The organism is Bacillus sp. VA13 (assembly GCF_055710085.1).
This window is the reverse complement of the sequence record NZ_JBVQPP010000001.1, coordinates 445,720-470,113: the sequence shown is the minus strand read 5'-3', so window position 1 is coordinate 470,113 and position 24,394 is coordinate 445,720. Positions and strand designations below refer to the sequence as shown.

11 protein-coding genes and 1 tRNA gene are annotated in these 24,394 nt (G+C 42.7%); 9 read left to right on the top strand and 3 right to left on the bottom strand.

The annotated features are described in order from the left end of the window. Positions 1–6 precede the first annotated feature (6 nt). Positions 7–996: a zinc-binding dehydrogenase gene (locus tag AC0C66_RS01935; RefSeq protein ID WP_072183252.1), complete on the bottom strand. Its 990-nt coding sequence runs from the start codon at positions 994–996 to the stop codon at positions 7–9. A gap of 128 nt (positions 997–1,124) precedes the next feature. On the opposite strand from AC0C66_RS01935, the gene yofA reads away from it, so the two are divergent. Beyond that, positions 1,125–1,979, top strand: a complete 855-nt coding sequence (gene yofA, locus AC0C66_RS01930) for a LysR family transcriptional regulator YofA (protein ID WP_072183251.1) — start codon at positions 1,125–1,127, stop codon at positions 1,977–1,979. 189 nt (positions 1,980–2,168) lie between these two features. Here the strand turns inward: yofA and ggt are convergent, their stop codons facing one another. Next, entirely contained in the window at positions 2,169–3,932 is a 1,764-nt protein-coding gene (ggt, locus tag AC0C66_RS01925; protein WP_014113977.1) for a gamma-glutamyltransferase, read from the bottom strand. A gap of 183 nt (positions 3,933–4,115) precedes the next feature. Between ggt and AC0C66_RS01920 the strand changes: the two genes are divergently transcribed. The 3 genes from AC0C66_RS01920 (at position 4,116) to AC0C66_RS01910 (ending at position 5,332) form a co-directional block, all read left to right on the top strand. Then, positions 4,116–4,346: an excisionase family DNA-binding protein gene (locus tag AC0C66_RS01920; RefSeq protein WP_061186370.1), complete on the top strand. Its 231-nt coding sequence runs from the start codon at positions 4,116–4,118 to the stop codon at positions 4,344–4,346. 315 nt (positions 4,347–4,661) lie between these two features. Then, a complete protein-coding gene (locus tag AC0C66_RS01915; protein WP_003220317.1) occupies positions 4,662–5,207 on the top strand; it encodes a site-specific integrase in 546 nt (181 codons plus the stop codon). Between the two features lie 52 nt (positions 5,208–5,259). Then, positions 5,260–5,332 (top strand) — tRNA-Arg (locus AC0C66_RS01910). Between the two features lie 87 nt (positions 5,333–5,419). Here the strand turns inward: AC0C66_RS01910 and iseA are convergent. After that, entirely contained in the window at positions 5,420–5,965 is a 546-nt protein-coding gene (gene iseA, locus AC0C66_RS01905; RefSeq protein WP_061186371.1) for a DL-endopeptidase inhibitor IseA, read from the bottom strand. Between the two features lie 286 nt (positions 5,966–6,251). On the opposite strand from iseA, the gene AC0C66_RS01900 reads away from it, so the two are divergent. From AC0C66_RS01900 to AC0C66_RS01880, 5 genes are all read left to right on the top strand, one after another. After that, complete coding sequence (locus tag AC0C66_RS01900; protein ID WP_014113973.1) at positions 6,252–7,643, top strand: MATE family efflux transporter; 1,392 nt, start codon at positions 6,252–6,254, stop codon at positions 7,641–7,643. 132 nt (positions 7,644–7,775) lie between these two features. After that, a complete protein-coding gene (galM, locus tag AC0C66_RS01895; protein ID WP_014113972.1) occupies positions 7,776–8,753 on the top strand; it encodes an aldose 1-epimerase in 978 nt (325 codons plus the stop codon). A 34-nt stretch (positions 8,754–8,787) separates the two neighbouring features. Next, a complete protein-coding gene (dacB, locus tag AC0C66_RS01890; RefSeq protein ID WP_090557896.1) occupies positions 8,788–10,263 on the top strand; it encodes a D-alanyl-D-alanine carboxypeptidase/D-alanyl-D-alanine endopeptidase in 1,476 nt (491 codons plus the stop codon). Between the two features lie 971 nt (positions 10,264–11,234). After that, positions 11,235–12,434 carry an ACP S-malonyltransferase gene (gene fabD, locus AC0C66_RS01885; protein WP_088679182.1) on the top strand — a complete coding sequence of 400 codons (1,200 nt, stop codon included), beginning with the start codon at positions 11,235–11,237 and terminating at the stop codon, positions 12,432–12,434. Positions 12,435–12,454: 20 nt separating this feature from the next. Further along, positions 12,455–24,376 (top strand): amino acid adenylation domain-containing protein, encoded by an 11,922-nt coding sequence (locus AC0C66_RS01880; RefSeq protein WP_472973478.1) that lies wholly within the window; start codon positions 12,455–12,457, stop codon positions 24,374–24,376. Positions 24,377–24,394 lie beyond the last annotated feature (18 nt).

The window sequence follows — 24,394 nt, the reverse complement described above, 5'->3', positions numbered from 1 at the left end:
TCTTTTTTATTCCATTATGATTCCGATGTTTCCAAACTGTCTGCCTTCCTGCATTCTCGTATATGCTTCACATGCTTTTTCTAAAGGATATGTTCGGTCTATTACAGGTCGCAGCTTATGTTTTTCAATAAAAGCCAGCATATCGTGAAATTCTTCACAGCTCCCCATTGATGTTCCCAATATATTGATCTGAGGAAAGAATAAAGAACGTACTGGAAAACAGAGATCGTCACCTGAGCTTGCCCCGAAGCTGACAATACGGCCGTTCGGTTTTACATGGCGGAAGTATTCCGAAAAGAGGGCAGGGCCTATACTGTCAAGAACAACATCAGCCCTTTTTTCCTGCAACTGTTCATCCCAATTGCTGTAACTATCAAATGCATAATCAGCACCTAATTGCAGCGCCCTGTTTCTTTTCTCCTCACTGCGGGAGGTCACGCTTACGGTTGCTCCAATCGCTTTAGCCATGAACAAAGCGTAGGTTGCAACACCGCTGCCGATGCCGGGTATCAATAGATGCTCGCCTTTTTTTAATTGGGCTTTCGTAAACAGGGCTCGATATGCAGTTAAAGCTGATAAAGGTAAAACGCCTGCTTCTTCCCAGGATAAATAAGAAGGTTTTTTGATCGCATTTTGTGAAGGGATGATCACGTATTCAGCAAGCGTTCCGTCAGAAGGGCCTCCCAGAATCTCAGGTACAGCCGGTACGTTCTCTGTCAAATCCCAGTTCAATGTCGGGAAAATAATTACTTCTGTTTGAATAGCAACGTTTTTGACGCCTTCACCAACCTCTTCAATGATCCCGGCGCCGTCAGATCCCAGTATCACATGAGGATCTCGTTCTGACTTGTTTTTCATAAGAAACAGGTCACGGTGATTTAGACCTGCCGATTTTAATTTTACCTTTACCTCTCCGTATCCGGGCTTTTTTGATGGAACCTCTTGAAATGATAATCCCTGAAGTCCGGTTTTTCCGTTGTGAATTACAGCTTTCATGCTGTCTGCCTCCTCATTGAATTGTATTTTCATATCTTTACATATTTTACATAGCGGTTTTCTTCAAGTAAAATGAACAAAAATGATAGCCGATATCACTTTTAATCATAGCAAGAAGGTGAAAGCCCGTGGAAAGCGGAGATTTAAAGATTTTTCGGGCTGTTGCCCGCGAAGGAAGCATAACGAAAGCAGCCCAAATGCTGAATTATGTTCAGTCGAATGTGACAGCTAGAATACATAACCTTGAGGAAAATTTGAATATCAGGCTTTTTCATCGAACGAATCGGGGGATGAAGCTGACCGCTGCTGGAGAAAATCTTTTGCAATATGCTGATCAAGTATTATCGCTATTAGACGAAGCTGAAAAATCAGCACAGATGAGCCAGCATCCGAAAGGGCCTTTGCGGATCGGATCGTTGGAAACAACGGCGGTAACGCATCTGCCCGAGCATGCTGCCTCCTTCCTCAGGCGCTTTCCTGAAGTAGATTTATCAGTAAACACAGCTGATACACACAATTTGATTCAGCAGGTTCTTGATCATAAAGTTGATGGCGCTTTTGTATACGGGCCGGTTGAGCACCCTGATGTCAGACAAATCCATGTTTCCCATGATGAATTGGTATTGATTTCATCGCGGGAAGAAACGGCAGAAGACATGCTTCGCCAGCCGATGCTCTTTTTTGGAGCTGGCTGTTCTCATCGCGCCAGGGTCAAAAGATTGCTGGAGGAAGCAGGCATTCAAAATCAAAAAATCATAGAGTTTGGCACATTGGAAGCCATTATAAGAGGAGTATCCGCCGGGTTGGGCACGGCGCTGCTTCCTAAGTCCGCTGTAGACTGCTCCGAGCGTCCTACGAATGTATGGATTCATCAGCTGCCAGCAGCGTATCAAGACTTAGAGATCGTATTTATATACAGGAAAGACTTTTTTATTACAAGTGCGTTTCAGAGATTTATTGATGAGATAAGCGTAATAAAATGATGAAGAAAGATGCATTGGTTTCGGTCTGTTATGCTGAACAAAGAGCGTAGCCGATTGTCAAGAAAGCTGGCATACGGAATACCACACAAAAGCATATTAAATGGAAGTGGATATTGTTTCCGTTCTTATATAAAAAAGGACTGCATATAAAAAACTGTACTCATTTGAAGCGAGTACAGTTTTTATCTTTTATTTCCGTTTTAAATTAATGCCGATCGCCGCACCGTTTCTGCTTGAATCAGCTACGCCTTTAAAGGTGCCATTTTCATGGTCGATAGAAATGCTTTGTACGTTTCCGATTTCTACTGGGCTTTTGCCGAATTTATGGCCCATGCCGTTTAGTTTACTGAGGACGTCTTCAGGAACTCCGTCTTCGTAGCGGTAGGAGCTCATGCTGTTTGTGTAAATTCTCGGCTCTTCAACAGCAGCTTTTAATTCCATGCCGTATTCGATGTGATAGAGAATGGTTTGCAAAACGGATGAAATAATGGTGGCCCCGCCAGGAGATCCGACGGTGAGGACAGGCTTGTCATCCTTAAATAAAATGGTCGGGGTCATGCTGCTTAAAGGCCGTTTGTTCGGCTGTACTTCATTAGCTCCGCCAGGAACCGCATCAAAATCTGTTAATTCATTGTTTAAAATGACACCGTAATCAGGGACCATAATACCTGTTCCGAATAGCTGTTCAATTGTCGTCGTATAAGAAACAACATTTCCCCAGCGGTCGGCAACTGTAAAGTGGGTTGTTTGGCCTTCTACTTTGTCTTTCGGCTGTTCGACTTGCTTATAGTTTGCCGATCCTTCTTGGTATTTCCAAGGATCACCGGCTTTCGGTTTTTTATTGACTTGATCTAAATTGATTAATTGCTGGCGTTCTTTAATATAATCGGGGTGAAGCAGGCCTTTGAGAGGAACGTTTACAAATTCGGGATCACCTGCGTAAGACGCACGGTCGGCATAAGACAAATGCATCGTTTCAGCAAGCAGTTGATATTTTTCCCATGAGCGGACATCGTATTGTGAAAGGTTAAAATCATCAAGTATTTTCAGCATTTGCAATAAGAAAATACCGCCAGAGCTTGGAGGAGGAGTAGTGGCGATTTGATAGCCTTGATAGTCTCCCCAAATCGGTTCATCGATTGTGATGTCATAATTTTCTAAATCCTTTTCCGTCATTGATCCGCCGAAATCCTGTACAGTGTCAGAAAGTGCTTTGGCAAATTTTCCTTCATAGAAAGCATCAGTGCCTTTTGAGCGAATGAGCTTAAACGTTTTTGCCAAATCCTTTTGAATCAATGTATCGCCTTCTTTAAGCGGCTCGCCATTTGGCAAAAATACATCTTTTGCGGCAGTCCGTGACAGCTTTTCCTGATAATTAGAAATAGCATCTGCCAACACTGAATCAATCGGAAATCCTTTTTCAGCGAGTTTAATAGAAGGGGTGATTAATTTCTTCATCGATCGGGTTCCCCATTTATCCAGGGCTTCCTCCAGGCCTTTCAGCGTGCCTGGAACACCGACGGCAGTACCTTTTGTCACACGTTCAGAGAAAGGAATGGCTTTGCCGTTCTCATCGAGAAACATATCGGGGGTTGCGCCTGCTGGAGCACGTTCACGGCTGTCAATGATCGTTGTATCCTTTGTTTTTCCGTCATACACCATCATAAAACCGCCGCCGCCAATGCCTGACATCATCGGCTCTGTTACATTGAGTGCAAATTGAATGGCAACTGCCGCGTCAATCGCATTTCCTCCTTTTTTCAGCACATCAGCACCGATTTCCGAAGCGAGAGGATGCGCGGTGGCAACCATGCCGTCTTTCCCTACATCTACTTGTTTGTACTCATCGTAGCTTTTGGGCGGCTTTTTAGCTTCCGCGTGAAAAGGGACACTTCCAGCGACTAACAGAACACTAAGCAGAGCTGTTAAACAGACATTCCACGTTCTTTTCATGTTCTCCCTCCTATATGAAGCTGTTATGTTACAATCTTAGCGTAAAAAATTTACAGCGTTTTCACAAGTGACAAATGGTATATTATATAGAACATTAACCAGTTTTTCTGTGCAAAATTGATTATATTGATACGAGCCATGTGCTATATTAGAATCAGCTACGGATTAAGAAAGGACTGCTATATGTATTTAACGATTAAAGAAACAGCAGAATATGCAAATCTTTCAGAGGATTATATTAAAAGCATGGTGCTCGAAGGAAAAATCAGGGCCGTTCATGACGGTGAGCAATTTTTGATTTATAAGGGACAGTTCAAAACACATCTCGAACAGCTGGAAAATTACAAAACACTCGTGCAGGAAATATTAAATGAACCGATCCCGGAAGATATTGATGTAAAGGATGAGGATTAGGACACAATTTCAAATTGTGTCTTTTTTTGTATATCTTTTTAAAAACATCAGAAAAACCGAATCGTCAGATTTTGTTTTAAGAGGTTTTTTGATGATATCTAGAGGGATATGTATCGAATAGATCAAAAGCTTTATATGAAGCTTTAAAATGCATTTAAGAGGGAGAGGGTTTTTAGAAACTACTTCATTTCCTTATGTAACACTATGTATATTATGTTACATAAATGCCGCCGTACTTTGACATTCAACGTTTTTCAGCTATAATAGTAACATAGACCTCAAAACGTTACATAACGGTTTTTAAGGAGTTTTTTGATGCATATTGTACAGCCGATTCGCAGCTTAGAGAAAATTCAAGATGTAAAACAGTATTTGCTAAACAAAAACAAGCGGGATTATTTTCTGTTTATTTTCGGCATCAACAGCGCGCTCCGCATTTCTGATATTCTGCCGCTGCAAGTGAAGGACGTTAAAAACAAAGATCATTTATGGGCGACTGAAAGCAAAACGAAAAAGAAAAGGAAGATTCTCATTTTAGAATCACTGAAACAGGAAATATACGAGTATACAAAAGACATGAAAGAAAACGAATATCTTTTTAAGTCTGTCCGGACCAGGAAACCGATTTCCCGCATTCAGGCCTACAGGATTTTAAGAGAAGCCGCCGCGGCGTGCGGACTTGAGGAGATAGGGACGCATACGCTCCGGAAAACGTTCGGCTATCATTTTTATCAGCGGACAAAAGACATTGCCGAGCTGCAGAGAATACTGAATCATTCATCACCCTCGATTACAATGCGGTATATCGGTATTGATGAAGACACGACAAGGGCCGCGTATAAGGTTTTTGGAGGGCTTTAATACAAACCGCTTGAAAATTTTGTTCATCAGAGCTACTATATAAATACAAAAAGCTCTAGTAGCACAGCGGATAGTGCAGCAGTTTCCTAAACTGCAGGTCGGGAGTTCGAATCTCTCCTAGAGCGTTATATTTACAAAAAGACAACAGGCTTTTCGTCTGTTGTCTTTTTGTATGCCAAATAAAAAACGCCCGCTTATACCGGGCGTTTTTCTTATATAACTGCGTCAAATTGATTGACTTTCCATTTTTTATTTTCTTTTACAAATGTCACTTTCCGTTTCGCTGAAGGTGATCCGTCTAAAGTAGGAACGGTAAATTCGTATGTGACTGTGCCGCCTTTTTTAGAAATCAGTTTAGCGGTTGATTTTTTCCAATTTAATAGGTTGTCTCCATCACCGATTGGAACCGCAAGTTTTCCTTTTGAAACAGTGAAATGATAGTCTTTAAACCCTTTTTCGATTGCTGTTTTTGTGAAAATAGGAGTTAAGTAATTCACTGCTTTTGCTTTAGTGCCTAGATCACTGCACATATACACATATTGAAGATTTTGATACTCAAATGTGCCTGATGGACAAACTGCTTTTTTCGCTTTTGGATTGTGGCCGCTCATTGTGTTCCAAAAATGCTCTCTTGCTGATAATGCCAGCTGCAGTGCTTGTTTTTGTGATAAATCGCCTGAATTATTTTTCGCAAATGCATTTGTGCTTAATGACAGAATAAGTGCAATAGTTGTTAGAAATAGTAGATATTTTTTCATTGTGGTTCACTCCTTCAAAATCTCTTTCTCTTATGTTACAAATGTTACAATAATTACGGATAGATTACAATACTTTTGCATAAATTATTTTTTATTCTTTTCCTTACAAAGAAATAGGCTGTTACTTGCTAGTTTATTCTTCATAAGCTAAAAAGATGTGTAAAATTAGAAGAATCGGGAAGGGTTTCATATGTACAGTGATGAATAATAACATGTTGCATATCCTGTTTTTGTCAAAAGAATAGGGGCATGTTTACAAACGAATTCAAATAAAGGAGCTTTCAATATGGAAACATCACAAGAACAACTTGTCACTCAGAAGAAAAGCAATCCATCTGTCTGGCGGTCTATGTCACTCTTTTTAGTGCCGCTTCTGCTAAGCAATGTGCTGCAATCAGTCGGCCAGCTAGTCGGGATGATGGCTGTAGGCAGATGGCTTGGTGTTGATGCGGTTGCAGCTGTATCATCCTTTTTCCCGTTATTTTTTCTTTTAATCTCATTTACAATCGGGATCGGTTCAGGAAGTTCGATCCTGATCGGACAAGCCTACGGGGCGAAGAATGAGGAGCGGTTAAAGGCTGTTGTCGGAACGACGCTCACGTTTACGTTTTTATTAGGGGTTGTATTAGCCGTCATCGGCAGTATTTTCACTTTGGATATTCTTCGATTAATGGGCACGCCTGAAAATGTAATTCATGTCAGCGCCAGCTATGCACGTATCTTATTTTACGCTATGCCATTTATGTTTTTATATTTTGCATATACAACATTTTTGCGCGGAACAGGGGATTCTAAGACACCGTTTTATACGCTGATTGTGAGCACGGTCATCAACATAGCGCTTTTGCCCGTCTTAATCCTTGGCATGTTCGGTTTTCCGAAACTGGGCATATACGGCTCCGCATATGCAACCGTCTTTTCCACGATTGCGACATTTCTCGTGTTAATGGTGTATTTACGAAAACGAAACCATCCGCTGCAATTTGATAAAACGGTACGGCGTTATTTGAAAATGGATAAGGAACTGCTGGCTCTCCTGCTGCGCCTCGGGATTCCATCAAGCATCAATATGATTCTCGTCTCATTATCAGAGATAGCGGTTATTTCATTCGTCAACCATTACGGCTCTAATGCGACAGCTGCATACGGCGTGGTCAACCAGGTAGCCAGCTATGTGCAGATGCCGGCCGTCAGCCTTGGTATTGCGGTGTCTATTTTCGCCGCGCAATCGATCGGAGCGAACGAATCTGACCGCTTAAAGCAGGTCATCCGCGTCGGGATTTGGCTGAATTATATCATTGGCGGCGTGTTGATCATTCTGATCTATGTGTTTTCACAGCAGATTTTAGCGTTATTTTTAACCGAGAAAGACACACTTTACATCGCGCACCGTCTCTTGATGATTACATTGTGGAGCTATTTGCTGTTTGGAAATGCCCAAATTATTTCTGCGACGATGCGGGCAAGCGGAACGGTTTTATGGCCGACCGTTATCAGCATTTTTGCCATCTGGGGAGTAGAGGTGCCTGTCGCATTCGTACTATCCCACTACACAAAGCTTGAAATACTCGGCGTCTGGGTTGGCTATCCGGCTGCGTTTGCCGTCAGCTTGCTGTTGATTTATGGGTATTATCAATTCGTGTGGAAGAAGAAACAGATTACACGTCTCATCCAATAGACTCCCGAATCACACCGTTCATGATTTGAACGGTGTTTTTTTATTTGATAGGGAAAACATAAAATGGAGGAAATATGGCACAGTACATTGAATTCTTATACGAGCAATGAATCAAGGAGAGGTTGAGGACACATGGCTAACTATATTGAGAAGATTACGCATTTAGGAACACCTGCCATCAAAGCAGGTAACGAACATATAGAAATGATTGTCGTTCCCGAGTGGGGGAGCAACGTCATTTCTCTCATGGACAAAGCAACAAAGATCCAGCTTTTGCGTGAACCGGAAACAGCAGAAAGCTTTCATGACACACCAACATTGTATGGCATTCCGATCCTGTTTCCGCCTAACCGGATAAGTGACGGTACATTCAGTTTCCGGGGCAGAACATATCATTTTGATATCAACGAAAAGGATAAACACAACCATCTTCACGGGTTTCTTTATCAAGAAAAGTGGAACGTAGTGACCATGAAGCAAACTGATGAAGAAGTGATCGTTGAAACGGAAATTGATCTTTCAGAGCTTCCCCATGTGTATAAGCAATTTCCACATCATGCCGTCGTTCGGATGACATACACGCTAAAGGGGAATACTCTTCTTAAATATGCGACCGTCATGAACAAAGGAAAGGAAGCGTTTCCTTGGGGAATCGGTTATCATACTACATTTGTATTCCCAGAAGAAAGCTCATTATTCTCCCTGACAGCAGATCAGCAATGGGAGTTGGATGAACGCCTGCTGCCGACCGGGAAGCTGATGGATGTACCGAATAAAGAAGCTTTGCATGAAGGGATGGATTTACGCCACAAGCAGCTGGATGATGTCTTTTTATCTGCTTATCAGAAAAGAGGCGGAGAAAATCAGGCAGTCATTTATCATCAGCATGCACATGTAAGCATTATTTATAAGGCAGATGAACAATTTAAACATTGGGTTGTATACAATGCGGACGGAAAACAGGGGTATTTATGCCCTGAACCTTACACATGGGTGACAAACGCAGTGAATCTTGATTTGTCTTCATCACTCACTGGTTTACAAGTGCTTGAGCCGGGAGAAGAAACGACAGCCAAAAGCAGTATCACCATCGAATTGAATCATCAATAGCCAATGATGAGGCGCAGAGAGGCGGGGTAAAAAAATGAAAAAAAGCATAAAGCTTTATGTTGCTGTTTTGCTGCTTTTCGTCGTTGCTTCGGTACCTTATATGCATCAGGCTGCGCAAGCGGCTGAAAAACAAGATGCACTTGCCGGGCAGATCGATAAGATTTTAGCTGATCATCCTGCACTCGAGGGCGCAATGGCCGGCATCACTGTTCGCTCTGCGGATACAGGCGCTGTTCTATATGAGCATTCAGGAGATATCCGAATGAGGCCCGCCTCTTCTCTGAAGCTTTTGACAGCTGCCGCGGCACTTTCTATCCTTAGTGAGGACTATTCCTTTACAACCGAGGTCCGGACAGACGGCACACTTAAAGGGAAAAAGCTGAATGGAAACCTTTATCTGAAAGGAAAAGGAGATCCGACACTTTTACCATCCGATTTTGAAGAAATGGCTGAGAAATTGAAAAAGTCCGGCGTGAACGTGATTAAAGGCAATCTGATCGGTGATGAAACGTGGTATGATGACATCCGATTATCACCTGATATGCCATGGAGTGATGAATACACGTATTACGGCGCGCAAGTCTCTGCTTTAACAGCGTCTCCGAATGAAGACTATGATGCAGGCACTGTAATTGTAGAGGTCACCCCAGGTAAAAAAGAAGGGGAAAAGCCTGCAGTTTCTGTATCTCCAAAGACAGATTATGTAACGATTAAGAACAATGCAGAAACGACTTCGGCCGGCCAAAAGAAAGACCTCACGATCGAAAGAGAGCATGGGAAAAACACGATCACTATTGAAGGAAGCGTACCGGTTGGCGCAAGCAAGACAAAGGAATGGATTGCTGTCTGGGAGCCGGCCGGATACGCCTTGGATTTATTTAAGCAGGCACTACAAAAACAAGGAATTACTGTAAAAGGGAACGTCAAGACGGGCGCTGCACCCGATTCTTCAGACGTGTTAATCTCTCATCGTTCAATGCCTTTGTCAAAACTATTTGTTCTGTTTATGAAATTAAGCAATAACGGACATGCCGAGGTGCTCGTAAAAGAAATGGGGAAAGTGAAAAAAGAAGAGGGGAGCTGGAAAAAGGGACTCGAAGTATTAAACAGTACGCTTCCCGAATTCGGTGTTGATCCTAAATCACTTGTGTTAAGGGACGGTTCAGGAGTCTCTCATATTAATGCTGTATCCTCAGATCAAATCTCAAAGCTGTTATATGACATTCAAGATAAAAAATGGTTCTCAGCTTATCTAAAATCTCTGCCTGTTGCGGGCAATAGTGACAGAATGATAGGCGGAACGCTGAGGAACCGGATGAAAGACACTCCTGCACAAGGAAAAATAAGGGCGAAAACCGGATCGCTAAGCACGGTCAGCTCTCTATCCGGGTACGCAGAAACCAAGAGCGGAAAAACCCTTGTTTTTTCAATTCTTCTAAACGGATTAATTGATGACGAGGATGGAAAAGATATTGAGGATCAAATCGCTGTCATCTTGGCAAATCAATAATAGCGTCAGACCTGTTTTCCAAGCGAAAACAGGTTTTTTTATGTCCCCTATCACATTAATTATTCCTTAAAATTACATATAAACCAATAGTATACATATAACACATAACAGCATTTACACGTTTTAGAAAATTGTCACAACCGAAAAATTAGTTTAGAAGACCTGACAAAAAGCGATACTTTTATCACGTTATATTCAAAATTACGACAAAAAAAGAAGTAATAACTAAAGAAATAATACTATTTTTAAAAAAACGTTATAAAAATTTTACATTTTTCATTGTACTTTAAAAAATATACGTTAATATAGTGCATATATGGATTATATAGCCATATAATTTCTTTTTCTGTCATTATTTCACTTTCTTAACCTCTTATTATTAGAACTGGAGGGAATTATTGAGCCGAACATCCTTATTCTTTAACCTATGCCCAAAGGGAAAGTACAGTTTATCGACTCGCTGGTTTGTTTCAGTGTTTTTTGCAGGTGATTTCAGCATCCATAGTTGTAGATGTACTACCCAAGCCATAGTTAAACCTGTATCGCCTTAGCCGGTCTCATTTTAGCGTGGTAAGTTATAGGCCTCTCCCAAGACTAGCAGGACAAGCTTCCGCAAACAATAGCTTCTAAAGTAGATACTCCATATGTCGCGTGGCTCAATTCAGTAAAGTTTTTGGGCCGATTTGCAACGACATCTTTGTCCGCCCCTGGCAGTTTTATCTGCCGCGGGTTTTCACCCTTGCTTTTGTTTTCCTCCACCTAGAGCTATTCAACTATAATCAAACACAATCAAATCTTGAACACCCTCAGAGACATACAAACGCATCAACTAAAAAAAGACGTTTAATCGTTAGGCTTCCATTTAGCTGCAATTATGACAATGATCCCATATGCATGTTTTGTGATGATGATGCTATGACGGTACAAAAAGTATATGACGTATATCCGTTCGAAAAGATTGGAGGGAGCTAATGAATAATCTTGCCTTTTTATTTCCGGGACAAGGTTCTCAGTTTGTTGGGATGGGTAAAAGTTTTTGGAATGATTTTGTGCTGGCGAAGAGATTATTTGAAGAGGCAAGCGATGCCATCTCCATGGATGTAAAAAAGCTGTGCTTTGATGGCGATATGACTGAATTGACAAGGACAATGAATGCCCAGCCTGCCATTTTAACGGTTAGTGTCATCGCTTATCAAGTATATATGCAGGAAATAGGAATTAAACCGCACTTTTTGGCAGGTCACAGCTTGGGCGAATATTCAGCGCTTGTCTGTGCAGGTGTCCTTTCTTTTCAGGATGCCGTTAAGCTTGTAAGGCAGCGAGGGGTACTCATGCAAAATGCAGATCCTGAGCAACTGGGCACGATGGCCGCAATCACACAGATCAATATCCAACCACTGCAAGACCTGTGTACGGAAATTTCGACGGAAGACTTTCCAGTAGGCGTGGCATGTATGAACTCGGATCAACAGCATGTCATCTCAGGACATCGGCAGGCTGTGGAATTGGTCATTAAAAAAGCTGAGAGAATGGGGGCTAATCACACTTATTTGAACGTCAGCGCCCCTTTTCATAGTTCAATGATGAGATCAGCGTCTGAACAATTCCAGAATGCATTAAATCAATATTCTTTCCAAGATGCTGCATGGCCGATCATTTCGAATGTTACAGCGGTTCCGTATAACAATGGGCATTCGGTCAGGGAACATTTGCAATCGCACATGACTATGCCGGTAAGATGGGTGGAGTCGATGCACTACTTGCTTTTGCATGGAGTCACGGAAGTCATCGAAATGGGTCCCAAGAACGTCTTGATCGGTCTATTGAAAAAAATAACGAAGCATATTGCAGCTTACCCTTTTGGTCAAACATCTGACTTGCATTTGCTTTCCGATTCTGCAGAAAGAAATGAAAATATTGTTAATTTACGTAAGGAGCAATTGAATAAAATGATGCTTCAATCCATCGTTGCGCGAAATTATAACAAGGATGCAAAGACCTATTCCAACCTGACGACCCCATTATTTCCGCAAATACAACTGCTCAAAGAGAGAGTGGAAAGAAAAGAAGAGCTTTCAGCAGAAGAACTCGAACATTCGATCCATTTATGCCAATTAATTTGTGAGGCTAAACAACTTCCGACTTGGGAACAATTGCGGATTTTAAAATAAAGCTGCCCAGGAGGGGACCTATGTATACCAGTCAATTTCAAACCTTAGTCGATGTTATTCGGGAAAGAAGCAATATATCAGATCGCGGGATCCGTTTTATCGAATCCGATAAAATCGAGACATTTGTCTCTTATCGCCAATTGTTTGACGAGGCGCAAGGTTTTCTTGGCTACTTACAACATATCGGCATTCAGCCAAAGCAAGAAATTGTGTTTCAAATCCAAGAAAACAAATCATTTGTCGTCGCTTTTTGGGCTTGTTTATTAGGAGGAATGATTCCGGTACCCGTCAGTATCGGAGAAGATGATGACCACAAGTTAAAGGTATGGCGCATTTGGAATATCTTAAACAATCCATTCTTGATTGCCTCTGAAACAGTATTAGATAAAATGAAAAAATTTGCTGCTGATCACGATTTACAAGATTTCCATCATCAATTAATCGAGAAATCCGACATCATTCAGGATCGAATCTACGACCACCCCGCTTCGCTATATGAACCTGAGGCCGATGAATTGGCCTTTATTCAATTTTCTTCCGGATCGACAGGAGACCCGAAAGGAGTCATGTTAACCCATCATAACTTAATACATAATACATGTGCAATCCGGAATGCGCTGGCTATCGACTTAAAAGACACTCTTTTATCTTGGATGCCCTTAACCCATGACATGGGGCTCATTGCTTGCCACCTTGTTCCTGCCTTGGCCGGCATCAATCAAAATTTAATGCCGACAGAATTATTTATTCGAAGACCTATTCTCTGGATGAAAAAAGCTCATGAACATAAAGCCAGCATTCTATCGTCACCTAATTTTGGATACAATTACTTCCTTAAATTTTTGAAAGACAAAAAAAGTTACGATTGGGATTTATCCCATATCAGGGTCATTGCAAACGGAGCAGAACCTATATTGCCAGAGCTATGTGATGAATTTTTGAGCAGATGCGCAGCGTTCAATATGAAAAGATCTGCCATCTTAAATGTCTACGGTTTAGCTGAAGCATCGGTTGGCGCAACATTCTCTAAAATTGGAGAAGAATTTGTCCCTGTTTATTTGCATCGCGATCATCTAAATCTAGGTGAAAGAGCCGTTGAAGTAAGCAAAGAGGATCAAAATTGTGCTTCATTCGTCGAAGTGGGAAAGCCTATTGATTACTGCCAAATTCGAATCTGTAATGAAGCAAACGAGAGATTGGAAGACGGATTTATCGGTCATATCCATATTAAGGGTGAGAATGTAACCCAAGGGTATTATAACAACCCCGAAAGTACGAACAGAGCGCTGACTCCTGATGGATGGGTGAAAACGGGAGATCTTGGCTTCATTAGAAAAGGTAATTTAGTCGTAACTGGAAGGGAAAAAGACATTATTTTTGTGAACGGAAAAAATGTGTACCCCCACGATATTGAACGAGTCGCCTTTGAGATGAAAGACATTGATTTAGGAAGAGTTGCAGCCTGCGGTGTATATGATCAAGAGTCACGAAGCAGAGAAATCGTACTTTTTGCTGTTTACAAAAAATCAGCGGAGCAGTTTGCACCACTTGTTAAAGACATTAAAAAGCATTTGTACCAGCGAGGCGGATGGAGCATCAAAGAAGTCCTGCCGATCCGAAAGCTGCCAAAAACGACAAGCGGGAAAGTTAAACGCTATGAGCTGGCTGAGCAGTATGAGTCGGGGAAATTTGCGCTAGAGTCAACCAAAATCAAGGAATTTCTGGAGAGTCATTCGACGGAACCGGTACAGACTCCTATTCATGAAATCGAAACAGCATTGCTGTCTATCTTTTCCGAAGTGATGGATGGAAAAAAGATTCACCTAAATGATCAATATTTTGACATGGGTGCAACTTCAATACAGTTATCTCAAATTGCCGAACGCATTGAACAAAGGTTTGGTTGCGAGCTTACGGTTGCTGATCTCTTTACGTATCCTTCAATCGCTGATTTAGCGGCATTTCTTGTCGAAAGCCATTCCGAAATCAAACAAACTGATACAGCAAAGCCAAGCCGCTCCTCGTCAAAAGACATTGCCATTATTGGAATGTCTCTCAATGTTCCAGAAGCATCGGGTAAGAGTGATTTTTGGCACCTGCTCGAAAACGGCGAGCATGGCATTCGGGAATATCCTGCACCAAGAGTCAAAGATGCGATGGATTATTTACGATCCATTCAAAGCGAATTTAATGAAAAACAATTTGTAAAGGGCGGCTATTTAGATGAAATCGACCGTTTTGATTATTCGTTCTTTGGTTTAGCTCCCAAAACCGCAAAATTCATGGATCCCAATCAAAGGCTATTTTTGCAATCTGCATGGCATGCAATTGAAGATGCAGGCTATGCCGGCGACACCATTAGCGGGAGTCATGTCGGGGTATATGTAGGGTACTCGAAGGTGGGCTACGATTACGAACGTCTCCTTTCTGCGAATTATCCGGAGGAGCTTCATCATTATATTGTGGGCAATCTTCCCTCGGTGTTGGCGAGCCGAATTGCTTACTTTCTAAATTTGAAAGGGCCAGCGGTTACCGTGGATACAGCTTGCTCTTCATCACTTGTTGCTGTTCATATGGCATGTAAAGCATTGCTTACAGGCGATTGTGAAATGGCTCTTGCCGGGGGGATTCGAACTTCGCTATTACCGATGCGTATCGGTCTCGATATGGAATCTTCCGACGGGCTCACGAAAACGTTCAGCGAGGATTCGGACGGAACAGGCTCTGGCGAAGGCGTGGCAGCAGTCCTGTTGAAACCTTTGCAGGCTGCGATTCGCGATGGAGATCATATTTATGGTGTGATCAAGGGAAGCGCGATGAATCAAGACGGGACAACTGTTGGGATCACCGCACCGAGCCCGGCAGCTCAGACCGAGGTGATTGAGATGGCCTGGAAAGACGCTGGCATTACTCCTGAAACGCTGTCTTTCATCGAAGCGCACGGCACCGGAACCAAGCTCGGGGATCCTGTTGAATTTAACGGTCTTTGTAAAGCGTTTGAGAAGGTTACGGAAAAGAAACAGTTTTGTGCGATCGGCTCTGTTAAAGCAAACATTGGTCATTTGTTTGAAGCGGCAGGCATCGTTGGACTGATAAAATCTGTCCTTATGTTGAATCACAAAAAAATCCCTCCGCTGGCTCACTTTAATAAACCGAATCCATTAATTCCATTTCACTCTTCTCCATTTTATGTGAATCAAGAAGTGATGGATTTCACACCTGAAGACCGACCGCTGCGGGGTGGTATCAGTTCATTCGGTTTTAGCGGAACGAATGCACACGTAGTACTGGAAGAATATACTCCTGAAAGTGAGTATGCACCGGAGGAAGGGCATGATCCGCATTTATTTGTGTTATCCGCCCATACTGAAACTTCACTATATGAACTGGCTCATCAGTATCGGCAATATATTTCGGATGACAGTCAATCATCATTGAGGTCAATTTGCTATACGGCCAGTACAGGAAGGGCTCATTTAGATTATTGTTTAGCCCTGATTGTATCCAGCAAACAAGAATTAATAGATAAGCTGACCAGTTTGATTCAAGGCGAAAGAAATCTTCCCCAAGTACACTTTGGCTATAAAAACATCAAGGAAATGCAGCCTGCCGAAAAAGACGATCTGAGTAAACAAGTCTCTGATCTCATGCAGCATCGGGCCTGCACAAAGGATGAACGAATCATTTGGTTGAATCGTATTGCGGAATTATATGTGCAAAGAGCCGTGATCGACTGGCGAGCGGTTTATTCCAATGAAGTTGTACAAAAAACGCCATTGCCTTTGTATCCATTTGAACGGAATCGCTGTTGGGTTGAGGCTGTCCATGAAAGCGCCAAGGAAAGAAAAGAGAAAGGGGAAGTAGCATTGGATATAAATCATACGAAGACGCATATTGAATCCTTTCTGAAGACTGTCATCAGCAATGCATCGGGAATCAGAGCGGATGAGATCGATTCGAATGCCCATTTTATCGGGTTCGGATTGGATTCCATCATGCTGACACAGTTCAAAAAAGCGATCGCAGATGAATTTAATGTGGATATTCCGATGGAACGTTTTTTTGATACGATGAACAACATTCAAAATGTTGTCGATTATTTGGCAGAGGCTGTTCCATCAGCTGCATTCACTCCACCTCAAGAAAATGTTGCGGCGCAGGAAGAGCTTGTTATTTCAGAAGCACAGCCCGAGTTGGAACATCAAGAGCATATGTTGGACAAAATTATTGCTTCACAGAATCAATTAATCCAGCAAACTTTACAAGCTCAATTGGATAGCTTTAATTTGTTGAGAAACAACAGCCATTCTGTATCGAAAGAATACGAGATTTCGCAAGATAAGTCGAGCCTTTCTCCCAAACCTGTCACTGTAAAAAAGAATTCGGCTCAAGAAGCAAAACCTTATGTTCCTTTTCAGCGTCAGACCTTGAATGAACAGGTCAACTATACTCCGAAGCAAAGACAATATTTAGAATCATTTATAGAGAAATACGTAGACAAAACGAAAGGTTCCAAGCAATATACGGACGAAACCCGATTTGCTCATGCCAATAACCGCAACTTGTCCAGCTTCCGATCTTATTGGAAGGAAATGGTTTACCCGATCATCGCTGAACGTTCGGATGGTTCTAGAATGTGGGATATTGATGGAAACGAATATATCGATATCACCATGGGATTTGGGGTAAACCTTTTTGGACATCATCCGTCCTTTATTACTCAAACTGTCGTTGATTCAACACATTCTGCATTGCCGCCGCTTGGTCCGATGTCGAATGTTGCCGGAGAAGTTGCGGATCGAATTCGTGCATGTACAGGAGTTGAAAGGGTCGCTTTCTATAATTCCGGCACGGAAGCAGTCATGGTTGCCCTACGTTTGGCGAGAGCGGCAACAGGAAGAACGAAAGTGGTAGTGTTTGCGGGCTCTTATCACGGCACATTTGACGGCGTATTAGGTGTTGCCAACACAAAAGGCGGGTCTGCGCCTGCGAATCCGCTGGCTCCGGGCATACCGCAAAGCTTTATGAATGATTTGATTATTTTGCATTACAACAATCCTGATTCATTGGACGTGATTCGCAATTTGGGAAATGAATTGGCAGCCGTCCTGGTGGAACCGGTACAAAGCCGCAGGCCGGATTTGCAGCCGGAATCATTTTTGAAAGAACTACGGGCAATCACACAGCAATCCGGAACAGCCCTGATTATGGATGAAATTATTACAGGATTTCGGATCGGTCTCGGCGGCGCGCAGGAATGGTTCGACATTCAAGCCGATTTGGTCACTTATGGGAAAATCATCGGCGGCGGCCAGCCTCTAGGTATTGTTGCCGGAAAATCTGAGTTCATGAATACGATCGATGGCGGAACATGGCAGTATGGAGACGACTCCTATCCAACGGATGAGGCAAAACGCACGTTTGTAGCGGGCACCTTTAATACTCACCCGCTTACGATGAGAATGTCATTAGCCGTGCTTCGACATCTTCAAACCGAGGGAGAAACTTTGTATGAACGGTTAAATCAAAAGACAGCCTACTTGGTTGATCAATTGAATTCCTATTTTGAACAATCGCAAGTGCCCATTCGTATGGTTCAATTTGGTTCCTTATTCCGGTTTGTCTCTTCGGTTGATAATGATTTGTTCTTTTACCATCTCAATTATAAAGGAGTCTATGTTTGGGAAGGACGCAACTGCTTCTTGTCTACGGCTCATACTTCGGATGATATTGCTTATATCATTCAAGCCGTTCAAGAAACGGTGAAAGATCTTCGCCGTGGCGGATTTATTCCAGAAGGGCCGAATTCTCCTGATGAAGGAGGCCATAAAGAACCCGAAACATATGAGCTTTCTCCTGAACAAAAACAATTGGCTGTAGTATCCCAGTATAGGAATGATGCTTCTGCGGCATTGAATCAATCTATTATGCTCAAAGTGAAAGGGGCGGTGCAGCATACGCTGTTAGAACAAGCGGTGCGAAATATTGTAAAACGCCATGACGCTTTACGCACGGTCATTCATGTCGATGCCGAAGTACAGCAAGTGCAGGCTCGAATAAATGTTGAAATTCCTGTCATCGATTTTACCGGTTACCCCAATGAACAGCGAGAGTCGGAGGTTCAAAAATGGCTGACGGAAGATGCCAAGCGCCCGTTTCATTTCCAGGAACAGAAGCCCTTGTTTAGAGTTCATGTGCTTACGTCGAATCAAGACGAACATCTGATAGTGCTGACATTTCATCATATCATCGCCGATGGCTGGTCGATCGCTGTTTTTGTACAAGAGCTAGAGAGCACGTACGCTGCCATCGTACAAGGAAGCCCGCTTCCATCTCATGAGGTTGCTTCGTTTCGCCAATATTTAGATTGGCAGCAAGCTCAGATAGAGAATGGTCATTATGAAGAAGGAGTTCGTTATTGGCGGCAGCATCTCTCTGAACCAATACCGCAGGCATTCTTGCCCAGCATGAGTTCTTCCCGTTATCCGCATGGTTACGAGGGAGATCGCTATACAGTTACACTGGACCGTCCATTGAGCGAGGCGATAAAGTCATTAAGCATTCGGATGAAAAATAGCGTATTTGTAACTATTCTGGGAGCATTTCATCTTTTTTTGCAGCAGCTTACCAAGCAGGATGGCCTTGTAATTGGGATTCCAACCGCAGGCCAATTGCATATGAAACAACATATGCTGATTGGAAATTGTGTCAACATGGTTCCCGTGAAGAACACTGCTTCTTCAGAAAGCACATTAGCCGATTATCTGGGTCATATGAAGGAAACCATGGATCAAGTCATGCGACATCAAGATGTTCCGATGACATTAGTGGCCAGCCAGCTTCCGCACGATCAAATGCCGGATATGCGTATTATTTTTAATTTGGACAGACCTTTTCGAAAGCTTGACTTCGGACAGATGGAGGCTGAGCTCATTGCGTACCCTATAAAATGCATTTCATACGATTTATTTCTTAACGTAACGGAGTTGGATCAAGAGTATGTTCTTGATTTCGATTTTAATACGAACGTCATCAGTCCGGAAATCATGAACAAGTGGGGAGCGGGCTTTGTAAACTTGCTGAAAAAAATGGTTGAGGGAGACTCGGCTCCTCTTGATGCCTTAATCATGTTTTCCGAGGAAGATCAATTCGACTTGCTTGAGCTGTATGCCGATCATCAGCTGCGTATCTCTTCAACATTAGACCATAAGGGTGTTCGTGCCGTTTACGAAGAGCCGGAAAATGAAACAGAACGGCAAATTGCGCAGATTTGGGCGGAGCTTCTCGGCCTGGAGAAAGTGGGCAGATCTGACCACTTTCTGTCTCTGGGAGGAAACTCGCTAAAAGCGACGCTTATGCTTTCTAAGATTCAGCAAACATTTAATCAAAAGGTATCTATAGGGCAATTCTTCAGCCATCAGACTGTTAAGGAGTTGGCGAATGTCATCCGGGGTGAAAAGAATGTCAATTATCCCCCAATGAAGCCTGTTGAGCAGAAAGTCTTTTACCGGACATCTCCAGCTCAGCAAAGAGTATATTTCCTCCATCAAATGGAACCGAATCAAGTTTCACAAAACATGTTTGGCCAAATATCGATTATAGGGAAGTACGATGAAAAAGCCTTGATCGCATCCCTTCAACAGGTCATGAAGCGGCATGAAGCGTTTCGCACTTCTTTTCACATCATAGATGGTGAAATTGTGCAGCAGATTGCTGGCGAGCTTGGTTTTAACGTTCGTGTCCATTCGATGGACCGTGAAGAATTTGAAGCCTACGCAGATGGGTTTGTACAACCTTTCCGTCTGGAACTAGCTCCTTTGGTTCGTGCGGAGCTGATCAAGATCGATAATGAACAGGCTGAATTGCTCATCGATATGCATCATATCATTTCCGACGGCTATTCCATGAGCATACTTACAAATGAATTGTTCGCTTTTTATCATGGTAACCCATTACCGGAAATTAAATTTGAATATAAAGACTTCGCAGAGTGGCAAAACCAGCTGTTAATCGGAGAGGTCATGGAGCAGCAGGAAACATACTGGCTCGAGCAATTCAAGGAAGAAGTTCCTGTCCTTCAACTGCCGGCAGACGGTTCAAGAGCGATGGAATGGTCTTCCGAAGCACAGCGTGTGACCTGCTCCTTGCAGTCGAGTTTAATCCGTTCGCTTCAAGAAATGTCGCAACAGACGGGAACGACTCTTTATATGGTGCTTCTGGCTGCTTACAACGTGCTGCTTCACAAATATACGGGCCAAGAAGATATCGTCGTAGGCACGCCTGTTTCCGGAAGAAATCACCCGAATATCGAAAGCATGATCGGTATATTCATTCAAACCATGGGGATTCGCACGAAACCACAGGCTAATAAAAGGTTTACGGATTATTTGGAGGAAGTAAAACGGCAAACGCTTGATGCTTTCGAAAACCAGGATTATCCGTTTGACTGGCTAGTAGAAAAATTAAACGTACAACGGGAAACAACGGGTAAGTCACTGTTTAACACAATGTTCGTGTATCAAAATATTGAATTCCAAGAGATTCATCAAGATAGGTGTACATTTAGGGTAAAAGAACGTAATCCCGGAGTCTCTTTATATGATTTGATGTTAACGATCGAGGATGCAGGACAACAGTTAGATATTCATTTCGATTTTAACCCAAACCAGTTTGAACAAGAAACGGTGGAGCAAATCATAAGGCACTACACCCGTATTTTAGACAGCCTTGTTAAGGAGCCGGAGAAATCCTTGTCTTCCGTTCCTATGCTTTCTGACATCGAGAGGCACCAGCTTCTGATGGAGTGTAATGACACAGAGACGCCGCTTTCGCACAGCGACACAGTATGTCAATGGTTTGAAAAGCAAGCAGAACAGCGGCCTGATTATGAAGCCGTTATATTCGGCAATGAGCGGTGCACGTATAGACAGCTAAATGAGCGGGCAAACCAATTGGCGCGAACGTTAAGAACAAAGGGTGTCCAAGCGGATCAGTTCGTTGCTATCATCTGCCCGCAACGCATCGAGCTGATTGTTGGGATTTTGGCTGTTCTAAAAGCCGGCGGAGCATATGTGCCAATTGATCCGGAGTATCCTGAGGACCGGATACAATATATGCTGAAGGATTCAGAGGCTGAGATCGTTTTGACACAGCTCGATTTGCATAAACACTTAACGCTTGATGCTGACGTTGTGCTTTTGGATGAGGAAAGCTCATATCATGAGGATCGTTCCAATCTTGAACCGATCTGCGGTGCAAATGATTTGGCTTATATGATCTATACATCTGGCTCCACAGGGAACCCGAAAGGTGTACTCATTGAGCACCGAGGGTTAGCCAATTATATTGGATGGGCGAAAGAGGTTTATGTGAATGATGAGAAAACCAACTTCCCTTTATACTCGTCCGTCTCTTTTGACCTAACGGTGACGTCGATTTTCACACCGCTGATCACAGGTAATACCATTATTGTCTATGATGGCGAAGACAAAAGTGCGGTGCTATCAACAATTATGCAGGATCAGAGAATAGATATCATCAAATTGACGCCGGCGCATTTGCATGTGCTTAAAGAAATGAATATAGCAGATGGAACAACAACAACAATTCGGAAAATGATTGTCGGCGGAGAAAATTTAAGCACCCGGCTTGCCCAAAGTATCAGTGAGCAGTTTAAAGGCCAACTGGACATATTCAATGAATACGGGCCGACAGAAGCGGTCGTCGGATGTATGATTTATCGGTACGACGCTGAACGTGACAGGCGAGAATTTGTGCCAATAGGCACACCGGCCGCCAATACGAGCATTTATGTGTTGGATGCCAGCATGAACTTGGTTCCGATCGGCGTACCGGGTGAAATGTATATCAGTGGAGCCGGTGTAGCCAGAGGATACTGGAATCGTCCGGGTTTAACAGCAGAGAAGTTCGTTCACAACCCGTTTGCTCCGGGAACGATCATGTACAAAACGGGGGACTTGGCAAAACGATTACGTGATGGAAATCTCATATATTTAGGCCGAATCGATGAACAAGTCAAAATCCGAGGACATCGAATTGAACTTGGTGAAGTTGAAGCTGCCATGCATAAAGTGGAAGCGGTCCAAAAGGCTGTAGTTATAGCAATAGAAGAAGAGGATGGCTTACAACAATTGTGTGCGTATTATGTGAGCAATAAACCTATAACAATTGCGGAGATTAGAGAACAATTATCACAGGAGCTCCCGGACTACATGATTCCGTCCCATTATGTCCAACTTGAGCAATTACCGTTAACGTCCAACGGGAAAATAAATCGTAAAGCACTGCCTGCACCAGAGGTAAGTTTAGAGCAGATAGCTGAATATGTACCGCCAGGCATTGAGGTTGAATCTAAGCTTGCAGCCTTATGGCAAGAGGTGCTCGGAATACATCGTGTGGGGATCAAGCATAATTTCTTCGACCTTGGAGGAAATTCCATACGAGCGACGGCCTTAGCTGCCAGAATCCACAAAGAACTGGATGTCAATCTGTCTGTAAAAGACATATTTAAGTTTCCTACTATTGAACAGTTGGCTAACATGGCGTTACGCATGGAGAAAATTCGATATGTATCAATTCCGTCTGCACAGGAAATGTCCTATTATCCGGTTTCTTCGGCACAGAAACGGATGTATTTGTTAAGTCATGCAGAAGGAGGCGAGCTGACGTACAATATGACGGGCGCCATGAGTGTAGAAGGGGCTATTGATTTAGACCGATTGACGGCTGCTTTTCAAAAATTAATTGAACGTCATGAAGTTTTGCGGACCAGCTTTGAACTATACGAAGGCGAACCGGCACAGCGAATTCATCCAAGCGTTGAATTTACAATAGAACAGATTCAAGCGAGAGAAGAGGAAGTGGAAGACCGTGTGCTTGATTTTATCAAATCGTTTGATTTAACCAAGCCGCCGTTAATGCGAGTCGGACTGATTGAACTTACACCTGAAAAGCATGTGCTGCTGGTCGATATGCATCACATCATTTCCGATGGCGTGTCTATGAACATTCTGATGAAAGATTTAAACCAATTTTATGAGGGAAACGAACCGGATCCGCTTCCCATTCAATATAAGGACTATGCGGTTTGGCAGCAAACGGAAACTCAAAGGCAAAACATCAAAAAACAGGAAGCGTATTGGCTCAATCATTTTCATGATGAGATTCCTGTATTGGATATGCCAACGGATTACGAGAGACCTGCCATACGCAATTACGAAGGCGAATCATTTGAATTTCTTATACCGAAAGAATTAAAACAGCGCTTAAGTCAAATGGAAGAAGCTACAGGAACAACATTGTATATGATTTTAATGGCAGCTTATATGATTCTTTTATCCAAATACAGCGGACAGGAAGATATCGTCGTAGGTACCCCGGTCGCCGGCCGAAGTCATATGGATGTAGAGTCTGTTGTGGGAATGTTTGTCAATACCTTAGTCATTCGCAATCACCCAGCAGGCCGTAAAACATTCGAGGATTACTTAAACGAAGTGAAGGAAAACATGCTAAATGCCTATCAAAATCAAGACTATCCATTGGAAGAATTGATCCAACATGTACATCTTCCAAAAGATTCAAGCCGCAACCCTTTGTTCGATACGATGTTTGTGCTGCAAAATCTTGATCAGGCTGAATTAAACCTTGATTCCCTTCGATTTACGCCTTATAAGCTTCATCATACAGTTGCAAAATTCGATCTCACCTTGTCGATTCAGACAAATCAAGACAAACATCACGGTCTGTTCGAATATTCGAAGAAACTATTTAAGAAAAGCAGAATCGAAGCTTTGTCAAAAGACTATTTACACATCTTATCCGCTATCAGTCAACAGCCAAGTATTCAAATCGAACATATCGAATTAAACGGCAGCACCGCGGAAGATGATAACATGATCCATTCTATTGAACTGAACTTTTAAAAAGCATGGGAAAGCATA